This is a genomic window from Pseudomonas entomophila, assembly GCF_013523165.1.
Taxonomy (GTDB): domain Bacteria; phylum Pseudomonadota; class Gammaproteobacteria; order Pseudomonadales; family Pseudomonadaceae; genus Aquipseudomonas; species Aquipseudomonas entomophila_A.
Window position 1 is genome coordinate 380,017 of the sequence record NZ_JAAMQI010000001.1, and the last position, 10,073, is coordinate 390,089.

At 63.9% G+C, this 10,073-nt stretch carries 9 protein-coding genes and 1 pseudogene; 1 reads left to right on the forward strand and 9 read right to left on the reverse strand.

The genetic code is table 11. From position 1 onward, the window contains the following. Positions 1–6 precede the first annotated feature (6 nt). Genes G7Z99_RS01725 through G7Z99_RS01750 form a run of 6 tightly spaced genes read right to left on the reverse strand, consistent with a single transcriptional unit; the run spans position 7 to position 6,067 of the window. Entirely contained in the window at positions 7–372 is a 366-nt protein-coding gene (locus tag G7Z99_RS01725) for a Na+/H+ antiporter subunit G (protein WP_181091440.1), read from the reverse strand. Continuing rightward, positions 369–647 (reverse strand): K+/H+ antiporter subunit F, encoded by a 279-nt coding sequence (locus G7Z99_RS01730; protein WP_181091442.1) that lies wholly within the window; start codon positions 645–647, stop codon positions 369–371. Before G7Z99_RS01730 ends, G7Z99_RS01725 begins: the two co-directional genes overlap by 4 nt. Next, positions 644–1,135 carry a Na+/H+ antiporter subunit E gene (locus G7Z99_RS01735; RefSeq protein WP_181091444.1) on the reverse strand — a complete coding sequence of 164 codons (492 nt, stop codon included), beginning with the start codon at positions 1,133–1,135 and terminating at the stop codon, positions 644–646. The genes G7Z99_RS01730 and G7Z99_RS01735 overlap by 4 nt, the downstream gene beginning before the upstream one ends. Next, positions 1,132–2,811 carry a monovalent cation/H+ antiporter subunit D gene (locus G7Z99_RS01740; RefSeq protein ID WP_181091446.1) on the reverse strand — a complete coding sequence of 560 codons (1,680 nt, stop codon included), beginning with the start codon at positions 2,809–2,811 and terminating at the stop codon, positions 1,132–1,134. The genes G7Z99_RS01735 and G7Z99_RS01740 overlap by 4 nt, the downstream gene beginning before the upstream one ends. Beyond that, entirely contained in the window at positions 2,808–3,152 is a 345-nt protein-coding gene (locus G7Z99_RS01745) for a Na+/H+ antiporter subunit C (RefSeq protein ID WP_060393315.1), read from the reverse strand. The genes G7Z99_RS01740 and G7Z99_RS01745 overlap by 4 nt, the downstream gene beginning before the upstream one ends. After that, positions 3,152–6,067, reverse strand: a complete 2,916-nt coding sequence (locus G7Z99_RS01750) for a monovalent cation/H+ antiporter subunit A (RefSeq protein ID WP_181091449.1) — start codon at positions 6,065–6,067, stop codon at positions 3,152–3,154. Before G7Z99_RS01750 ends, G7Z99_RS01745 begins: the two co-directional genes overlap by 1 nt. A 301-nt stretch (positions 6,068–6,368) precedes the next feature. Between G7Z99_RS01750 and G7Z99_RS01755 the strand changes: the two genes are divergently transcribed. Continuing rightward, positions 6,369–8,177 carry an aminopeptidase P family protein gene (locus G7Z99_RS01755; protein ID WP_181091451.1) on the forward strand — a complete coding sequence of 603 codons (1,809 nt, stop codon included), beginning with the start codon at positions 6,369–6,371 and terminating at the stop codon, positions 8,175–8,177. A 46-nt stretch (positions 8,178–8,223) separates the two neighbouring features. Here G7Z99_RS01755 and G7Z99_RS01760 read toward each other — a convergent pair whose 3' ends face one another. The 3 genes and pseudogenes from G7Z99_RS01760 to G7Z99_RS19720 form a co-directional block, all read right to left on the reverse strand. Then, positions 8,224–8,505, reverse strand: a complete 282-nt coding sequence (locus tag G7Z99_RS01760; RefSeq protein WP_060393318.1) for a hypothetical protein — start codon at positions 8,503–8,505, stop codon at positions 8,224–8,226. A 180-nt stretch (positions 8,506–8,685) separates the two neighbouring features. Beyond that, positions 8,686–9,573 carry a threonine/homoserine exporter RhtA gene (rhtA, locus tag G7Z99_RS01765; protein ID WP_181091453.1) on the reverse strand — a complete coding sequence of 296 codons (888 nt, stop codon included), beginning with the start codon at positions 9,571–9,573 and terminating at the stop codon, positions 8,686–8,688. A 197-nt stretch (positions 9,574–9,770) separates the two neighbouring features. Beyond that, positions 9,771–10,073: pseudogene (locus G7Z99_RS19720) on the reverse strand (hypothetical protein); the annotation flags it as partial.

The window sequence follows — 10,073 nt, forward strand, 5'->3', positions numbered from 1 at the left end:
CTGCGCTCAGTTGCCGCTGCGGTCGCCGTCGCTGATTTCCGCAGGCACATCGTCGCCGGCAGCGCGCTTGCGGAACAGGGCGGCGCGGGCCAGCAGCAAGGTGGTGACCGGAACCGTGAGCGACAGCAGCACGGGAATCAGCCAGGCATGCAATACGGGCGCTTCCTTGAGCCAGGAAAAGTACAGGATCGAGGCGAGCGCGATGCACCATGCACCAAGGGTTGAGGCCAGGGCAGGTGGATGCATGCGCTGAAAGTAGTCCTTGAGCCGAACCAGGCCGAACGCACCGATCAATGCGAACAGGCTACCGGTGACCAGCAGGGCCGAGATCGTCAGGTCGAGCCAGAAGGGCAGTACCGCGGTTTCATTCATTCGATCACTTCTCCACGCAGCAGGAACTTGCCCAGGGCGAACGAGCCGACGAAACCGAACAGCGCGATCAACAAGGCACCTTCGAAATAGGTGTCGCTCGCGTAGCGTATGCCCAGCACCAGCATGGTCAGCATCGCCAGGATGTACAGGTAGTCCAGCGCCAGCACCCGGTCTTGGGCGGACGGACCACGGAAGAGCCTCACCAGCGCCAGTGCCATGGCGATGATGAAGATGAACAGGGTCACGATCAGGGCGCCGGGCAGCAAGCCGATCATTCGAAGATCTCCATGAGTGGGCGTTCATAGATGCGTTTGAAGTGCTCGACGAACGCAGTCTCTTCCATGCTCAGGTCGAACACGTGCATCAGCAGCATGCTGCGGTCCAGGGCCAATTCGCACCAGATGGTGCCAGGCACCACGGTGGTGATCATCGACAGCGCTGCCAGGCCATGGGTGTCGCGCAGATCCAGCGGCACGTGAATGAACACCGAACGGGGTGGGCGCCTGCGCATGCGCAGCACGCCGCGTGCGACCTGCAGGTTCGACAGGATGACGTCCAGGCCGACACGGCCCAGCAAGCGCAGGATGACCGCTGGACGGCGAATGCGCGCCTGCTGTGGACGCAATGGCGCCAGCAGCAGAGGGGCCAGTACGCCCAAGGCCACGCCGAGCAGAATCTGCCCAGGGCTGATCGACACGTTGAGCATCAGCCACAACACCAGCAACGCCAGCGAAAGCAAAGGCGCAGGGAACAGCCGCTTCATGGCGTGGCCTCCGTGTCGAGCGAGGTGGGGCCTGGGATCGGGCGTGTGCTCATGACGGCATGGATGTAGTTCTCGGGGGCGCTCAACTGCGCCGACGTGTCCTGGGTGTAACGCAGTAGCGGCTCCGCCTTCAGGCTCAAGCCTATGCACAGTGCAAGCAGGATGGCGATGGGCAGGCACTCGAACCGCCTCAGGACAGGCAAGGGGCGCTCCTCCGGCTTCCAGAAGCGTTGGATGCCGATGCGGCCGAAGGCGATCAGCGATGCCAGGCCTGACAGGATGAGCAGGATCACCAGCATCCAGCCGCTGGCGGTCAAGGGCGTTTCGGTGGGCATTCCGAGCCCTGCCGGGTTGAACAGGGCACTGATCAGCCCGAGCTTGGCGATGAACCCGGACAGCGGTGGCATGCCGATGATCAACAGTGAGCAGCCGATGAAGCCAAAGCCCAGGAACGCCATCGTCCACGGGATGACCTGGCCGATCACGGCTTTCTGCTCATCGTCCAGGTTGATGCCCTTGGGCGGATGCAGCGACTCGAGCAGCGCAGGAATCGGTCCTTCTTCCTCGTCCAGGGGCATCTCGTTGACCGAACGCGAACGCTCGATCAGCTCGGCCAGCAGGAACAGGGCGCACAGGGCCAGGGTCGAGCTGACCAGGTAGAACAGCGCGCTTCCGGTCAGGATCGGCTGCCCGAACCCGATGGCTGCGATCAACGTGCCTGCCGAGACCAAAATGCTCAGAGCAGCCATGCGTTCCAGGCGCTGCGCTGCCAGCATCGAGACGGCCGCCACGGCGAGTGTCGCCAGCCCGCCATAGACCAGCCATTGGCCGCCGAAAAAGGCCGAGGCGCCGGCCTGGGACGAGAACAGTAACGTCCAGACGCGCAACACGGCGTACAGCCCCACCTTGGTCATGATGGCGAACAGCGCCGCGACGGGTGCGCTCGCCGACGCGTACGCCGGCACCAGCCAGAAGTTCAGCGGCCAGACGCCGGCCTTGGTCAGGAAGGCCGTGGCCAGGATGGCTGCGCCGGCATGCAGCAGGCCACGGTCGGCCTCCGGTACCAGAGGAATCTTCACTGCCAGGTCGGCCAGATTGAGGGTGCCCGTTACCCCGTACAGGATGGCGGCGCCGATCAGGAACAGGGACGAGGCGAACAGGTTGATGGCGATGTAGTGCAGCCCCGACCTGACCCGCGCACGTCCGGAGCCGTGCAGCAGCAGCCCGTAGGACGCGGCCAGCAGCACTTCGAAGAACACGAACAGGTTGAACAGGTCGCCGGTCAGGAAGGCCCCGTACAGTCCCATCAGCTGGATCTGGAACAAAGCATGGAAGCTGGCGCCGGCCGCATCCCAGCGGGCACGTGCGAACAGCAGCGCGCACACGGCGATCACCCCGGTCAACGTGGCCATCAGGGCCGACAGGTGGTCCACCACCAGCACGATGCCAAAGGGCGCGGGCCAGTTGCCGGGCAGGTAGACCCCGATCGATTCGGCTTGCCCATGTGCACGTACCCAGAAGAGCAGCGTCATGGCCACGCCCAGGCCCAGCAGGCTCGACAGCAGGTTCAGGCGGGCCTTGAGGGGACGATGCTTTTCACCGATCAGCAGCAGCAGTGCGGCGGTCAGCAGCGGCAACAGGACAGGTACCACGATGAGGGGGTTCATGTCGCTCATTCCTCGCGCTCCCGGCCATCGACGTGGTCGGTCCCGGTCAGCCCGCGCGAGGCGAGCATCACCACCAGGAACAGCGCCGTCATGGCGAAGCTGATGACGATGGCGGTCAGCACCAGCGCCTGGGGCAGCGGGTCGGTGTAGTGCAGCAGGTCCTGTGGGATGCCGTCCTTGATGATGGGCTCCTTGCCGATGAACAGGCTGCCCATGCTGAAGATGAACAGGTTGACGCCGTAGGACAGCAGGCAGAGCCCCATGATGACCTGGTAGGTGCGAGGCCGCAGGATGAGCCAGACACCCGAGGCGGCCAGGACACCGATGGCGACGGCAATGACTTCTTCCATCAACGAGCTCCTGCAGGACGGGACTTGGCGGTAAGCCCTGGGCGGTAGGCGCGTACCGACTGGTGGGCGAGGGCGGTCAGGATCAGCAGGGTCGAGCCGACCACCACCGTGTAGACCCCGACGTCGAAGAACAGCGCGCTGGCGAAGTGCACCTCCCCCAGCACCGGCAGATGCAGGTGGGCAGTATGGGTGGTGAGGAACGGGTAGCCGAACAGCAGGGCGCCGACGCCCGTCAGCGTGGCGCACAGCAACCCGGTGCCCATCCAGCGTAGTGGGCGCAGGCTCATCTGGGCCTCGACCCACTGGGTACCGGCCACCATGTATTGCAGGATGAACGCCACCGACATCACCAGGCCTGCCACGAACCCGCCACCCGGCTGGTTATGGCCGCGCATGAACAGGTACATCGAGACCAGCAGGGCCATCGGCAAGAGCAGGCGCACCAGGACCGCGGGCACCATCATGAAGCCCAGGGCGGTGTCGGCAGCCTGGCGCGGGTTCACCAGGTCGGTGACCACGTCTGGGGCCATGCGCCGCTGCTGTGACGGCAGTTGCATGCTTTCCTTGGGCGGGCGGAAACGACGCAGCAAGGCGAAGACCGTCAGCGCGACGGCGACCAGCACGGTGATCTCGCCGAGTGTGTCGAAGCCGCGGAAGTCCACCAGCATGACGTTGACCACGTTGGTGCCGCCGCCCTCGGGCAAGGCCCGGCTCAGGTAGAACGAGGAGATATCGTTGGGCGTGGGGCGGGTGAGCATGGCATAGGAGATCAGCGCCATGCCGCCGCCGACCAGCCCTGCCAGCACGAGGTCGCGCAGACGCCGCAAGCGGGGACGGTCGATGTGGGTGGTCGCGCGAGGCACCCCTTCCAGGCGCCGCGGCAGCCAGCGCAGGCCCAACAGGATCAGCACCGTGGTCACCACTTCCACCACCAGTTGCGTGAGGGCCAGGTCGGGTGCGGAGAACCAGACGAAGGTGATGCAGGTCATCAGCCCGCAGACCCCGACCATGATCAGGGCCGCCAGACGGTGATACTTGGCCTGCCAGGCGGCGCCGATCGCACAGGCGATGGCGATCAACCAGAGCGCCACGAAAACGCTCGAGCCCGGAATCTTCGGTCGATCGCCCCAGGTCAGACCGCTGTCGAGCAGAGGGAAGAGCCCGGCGAAGAACGCGACGATCACCACCATCAGCAGTTGCATCTGCAGGCGCCGACTGGTCAGCGCGTTCTCGACATGCCGCGCCAGCAGCATCAGGTGAACCTGGCCGCGCTCGAACAGGCGTTTGCCGTTGAAACGCTCGATCAGGGGAGGGTACGCCAGGCGCCCGCGTCGGAACTGCTTGCGCAGCACCAGGTACAGCACCACACCGAGGCTCATGGCCACCAGGCTCATGACCAGGGGCAGGTTCCAGCCATGCCAGATCGCCAGGCTGTATTCGGGCAAGGTCCCGCCGACGACCGGCAAGGCCGCGGCGGCCAGCAGGGGGCCGACCGATTGCGCCGGGAAGATCCCGACGACCAGGCACGTGAGCACCAGCAGTTCGACCGGTGCGCGCATCCAGCGAGGGGGTTCGTGGGGCGTGTGGGGCAAGTCTTCGGCAGGAGGGCCGAAGAAGACGTCGACCGTGAAGCGCAGGGCATAGGTCACGCTGAAGATTCCCGCCAGCGTGGCGATGATCGGCAGGGCGATCTCCACCCAGGCCGTGGCGCTGATGAACACGGTTTCAGCGAAGAACATCTCCTTGGACAGGAACCCGTTCATCAAGGGCACACCGGCCATGGAAGCACTGGCGACCATGGCGAGCGTCGCGGTGTAGGGCAGCAGGCGGAACAGCCCGCTGAGGCGGCGGATGTCACGCGTACCGCTCTCGTGGTCGATGATGCCGGCGGCCATGAACAGGGAGGCCTTGAACGTCGCGTGATTGAGGATGTGGAACACTGCCGCGACGGCCGCCAGTGGGCTGTTGAGCCCCAGCAGCAACGTGATCAGGCCAAGATGGCTGATGGTCGAGTAGGCCAGCAGACCCTTCAGGTCGTTCTGGAACATGGCCGCGAATGCACCCAGCAGCAAGGTACAGGCACCGGCACCGCTGACGATCCAGAACCACTCTTCGGTGCCGGACAGCGCTGGCCACAGGCGCGCCATCAGAAACACGCCTGCCTTGACCATGGTCGCCGAATGCAGGTACGCCGACACCGGCGTCGGGGCGGCCATGGCATGGGGCAACCAGAACTGGAAGGGGAACTGCGCGCTCTTGGTCAGGGCGCCCAGCAGGATGAGCGGCAACAGGACCGGGTACAGCGCATGCTGGCGAATGCGATCGCCGGAGGCCAGGACCTGATCGAGGTCGTAGCTGCCGACCACGTGCCCGAGCAACAACACGCCCACCAGCAGGCACAGCCCTCCTGCGCCCGTCACCATCAGCGCCATGTAGGCCCCGCGACGTGCATCGGTACGGTGGTGCCAGTAGCCGATCAGCAAGAACGAGAACAGGCTGGTCAGCTCCCAGAAGAACACCATCTGCAGCAGGTTGCCGGACATGACCACGCCGAGCATGGCGCCCATGAACGCCAGGAAGAACGCGAAGAAGCGCGGCACCGGGTCCTGAGGCGACATGTAGTAGCGCGCGTACAGCGACACCAGCGTGCCGATGCCCAGCACCAGCAGGGCGAACAGCCAGGCGAAGCCGTCCAGGCGCAACATCAGGTTCATGCCCAGGCTGGGGAGCCAGAGGATCTCCTCGCGGATGACGCCGCCATGGGCGATCTGCGGATAGAGCAGCGCCACGTACACCGTGCCTGCCAGGGCGACTGCACCCGCCAGCAGGGACTCGGTGTTGCGCGCATTGTGCGGCAGGACAGCCGCCAGGCAGCTGCCGATAAAGGGCAGGAGCAATAGCACTATCAAAGACATAGCGTCCCAGTCTGCAAAAGGTTTGCCAGAATCATACGTGTGGCGACAGCCATCACCAACCCGCCAGCGACACGGCAAGCGTGTAAATACGTAGGTGTGATGGGGTTTTTTATAACATTTAATTTCAAGCGAGGTGGCTTCGCACCCGTGGCCTCGCGTTTTTCGCGCAGCGCAGGCTACCCAGTGCTGACTCGGTGGCGCACGTGAGGTTCATTCGCTCTGTCAGGTCGAGCGCACGGTGCGACAGCGCGCAGGCTGTTATCATCGTGGGCCGACCTTTCGACGTGGCTCAGGAGTACGCATGAATACCGAGGCTGTCACCTCTTCTGTCATTCCCGCCCGGCTCGCACGTGTTCGTGAATTGATGAGTCAACGCGGTGTGCAGGCCCTGCTGGTGCCGTCGGCCGACCCTCACCTGTCTGAATACCTGCCTGAGTACTGGCAGGCTCGTCGCTGGTTGTCAGGGTTCACCGGGTCGGTGGGGATGCTGGTGGTCACCCATACGTTCGCCGGTGTGTGGGTGGACAGCCGTTACTGGGAGCAGGCGCAGAGCGAATTGCTCGGCACTGGCGTGACCTTGATGAAGTGGACCTCGGGCCAGCCGGACGCGCTCGACTGGCTCGTGGCGCACGCTGAGCCCGGCCAGGTGGTGGCGGTGGATGGCCGGGCGCTGTCGCTGGCCCTGGCGCGCCAGTTGCGCTACCGCCTGGCGCAGCGGCAGGCCAGCCTGATGACCCATCATGACCTGTTCGACAAGGCCTGGTGCGAGCGTCCGGCATTGCCAGACGCGATGATCGTCGAACACCTGCCGCCCGAAGCCTGTACCACGCGTCAGGAGAAGCTGTCGTCACTTCGCCAGGCCATGCAGGCGCACAGGGCGGACTGGCACTTCCTCGCGACGCTCGACGACATTGCCTGGCTGTTCAATCTGCGCGGCAGTGATGTGCCCTACAATCCGGTGTTTCTGTCCTTCGCACTGATCGGGCATACCCAGGCCGTGCTGTTCGTCGCGCCCGGCAAGCTCGATCCGATCGTACGCCAGCGGCTGAATGATGATGGGGTCACGCTCCAGGACTATGATCAGGCGGCGCAGGCGCTGACGATGTTGCCAGCAGGCAGTCACCTGCTGTTCGATCCTGCCAAGGTCACCTGCGCCTGGCTGGACGGACTGGACAACGCCGTGCAGCAGGTCGAGGCGCTCAACCCCACCACCCTGGCCAAGGCTTGCAAGACAGAGGCCGAGCGCCTGCAGATTCGGCAGGCGATGGAGCAGGATGGCGCGGCGTTGTGCGAATTCTTTGCCTGGTTCGAGGCGCAGGTGGGCCGAGGCGGCGTCACCGAACTCGACGTCGATGCCCAGCTCCTGGCCGCCAGACGCAAGCGACCCGGGTTCGTGTCGCCAAGCTTCGCCACCATCGCTGGCTTCAATGCCAATGGCGCCATGCCCCATTATCGAGCCACCGAGCGTGCTCACGCGGTGATCGAGGGTGACGGGCTGCTGCTGATCGATTCGGGTGCGCAATACAAGGGAGGCACTACGGACATCACGCGCATGGTGCCGATCGGTCGTCCGAGCGAGGCGCAGAAGCTGGACTGCACACGCGTGCTGCAAGGGGTCATTGCCCTGTCGCGCGCAGTCTTTCCACGGGGCATCCTCTCGCCCGCGCTCGATGCCATCGCCCGGGCCCCGCTGTGGGCTGACCAAGTCGAATACGGCCACGGCACCGGCCACGGCGTGGGTTATTTCCTCAACGTCCACGAAGGCCCGCAGGTCATCGCGTATCAGGCGCGCGCCGCAGCGCACATGGCGATGCTGCCAGGCATGGTGACGTCGATCGAGCCAGGGACCTACAGGCCGGGCGAATGGGGTGTGCGTATCGAGAACCTGGTGATCAACCGTGAGGCAGGGGAGAGCGCTTTCGGGCAGTTCCTGAGATTCGAGACCCTCACGCTCTGCCCGATCGATACGCGCTGCCTGATGATCGAACGGCTCGACGCGGCGCAAAGGCAATGGCTCAATGACTACCATGCGCAGGTGCGAGAGCGATTGCTGCCGTGGGTCGAGGGTGCTGCACGCCAATGGCTAGAGACGCGCACGCAGGCTGTCTGACAGGTGGGGGGTTCGACGGCGTCGCAATGCGTCGTCGAACGATCGGCTACTTGCAGATGACGATCATGCTGCGGCTGGTGTAGCCCGCTGGGTTGATGCCGAAGAGATAGTCGCCTTCTTCTTGATCGGTATCACCAGAGCGGGCAACCACCCGGTAGCCTTTCTTGCTGCACGCGGTGGCCGCTCTGTCATAGCAGCGGTCCCAGGAGGATGACAGGCCACTGCAGTTGATGTGCAGGCCTTTCTTGCCGCGTTTGACTTCTGTCTTGGCTGTGGCAGCGCATCCGGCAATCGCCAGCATGGCCAAGACGATAACAATCCGCTTCATTCCTGTCCTTACCCAGCCCGACCTGTGGCCTGGAGTTCGTGGATGATCGTTCTCTCTGAAAAACCTGGGCGTCCGTGCGCGGTCAGTAGAGCCTTCGAAGATGACGGCTTTGTGACCGTTTGCATAGACCGCCAGGGTTCTACAATGACTCACGGGCTTTCAAATGACAAATATCGCCCGTCAATCGGCGGCCACCGGGGGGACAGGAGACGCCTTGGTGGTCAGGGTTGCACCAATGGACGCGGTGATGATGGCGCCGATCGCAAGCCATTGCACGCTGCTGAGCACCTCACCCAGAAAGACCAGGCCCGCCAAGGCGGCCACGACCGGCTCGACGCTCATCAGAATCCCGAAGGTGCGCGCCGGCATGCGCGTCAGCGCGATCATTTCCAGGCTGTAGGGCAGGGCCGTGGACAGGACGGCCACGGCCAAGGCCACGGGGACCAGGGACAGGTCCAGCAACGCCGCGCCAGAATGGGCGATGCCGATGGGCGCCACGAAAAGCGTGGCGATGACCACCCCGAGCGCTGCGCTCTGCACACCATGCTCGGCGCCGGCGCGCTGTCCGAACAGAATGTACAGCGCCCAGCATGCTCCTGCACCCAGGGCGCAAGCGGCCCCGGACACATCGATGCTGCCTTGGCCTGCGCCGAGGGGAATGAGCATGAACAGGCCTGCTACCGCCAGCACGATCCACACGTAGTCGACCAGGCGGCGTGAGGCGAACAGGGCGACGGCCAGGGGGCCGGTGAACTCGAGAGCGACGGCGACGCCCAGCGGGATGCTGCGCACGGCCATATAGAAGAGCAGGTTCATGCCACCCAGGGCGATGCCATAGATGATGACGCTGCGCCAGGCGCTGGCGTTCAGGCGTGCGCGCCAGGGGCGAAGCAGCACCAGCATGATCAGGCTCGCAAAGAACAGGCGCAACGTCGTCGTGCCTTGCGCGCCTACGAGCGGGAACATGGATTTGGCCAGGGTCGCGCCGGATTGGATCGACACCATGGCGAACACCAGCATGCCGATAGGGAGTAGAAGACGAGAAAGAGGTGTATGGGCGGGACTCATGAGCGAAAGGCGTTCTTCAAGACAGGGCAGGCAATATAGTGTCGGCTGGCGCGAGAAGGCAAACCGTCGGCTCGCAGGAAGCCGGCTGAAGTTTTTTGCTGTAAGGGGTTGACGGGCTTTCAGATCCCCTTATAATGCGCACCACTTCCAACGCAGACGGAACGATAAACGCCTTGTTAATCAACAGGTTGCGTGAATCAGGACGAAGCGGGAAGTGCTCCGGTCTCGACCGGAAGCGGTGAAAAAAGGCAGTTGACAGCAGGTTGTAACGCTGTATGATTCGCCTCCCGCTTCGAGAGATCGCAGCGAGTCAAGTGGTTGAAGTTGTTAGGGTTTCCCGAAAAGAACTTCAAAATAAACGCTTGACAGGCAACGAGGACAGCGTAGAATGCGCGCCTCGGTTGAGACGAAAGCTTCTCAGCCAACCGCTCTTTAACAATTTGAATCAAGCAATTCGTGTGGGTGCTTGTGAGTTTGGACTGATAGTCAGATAGATTATC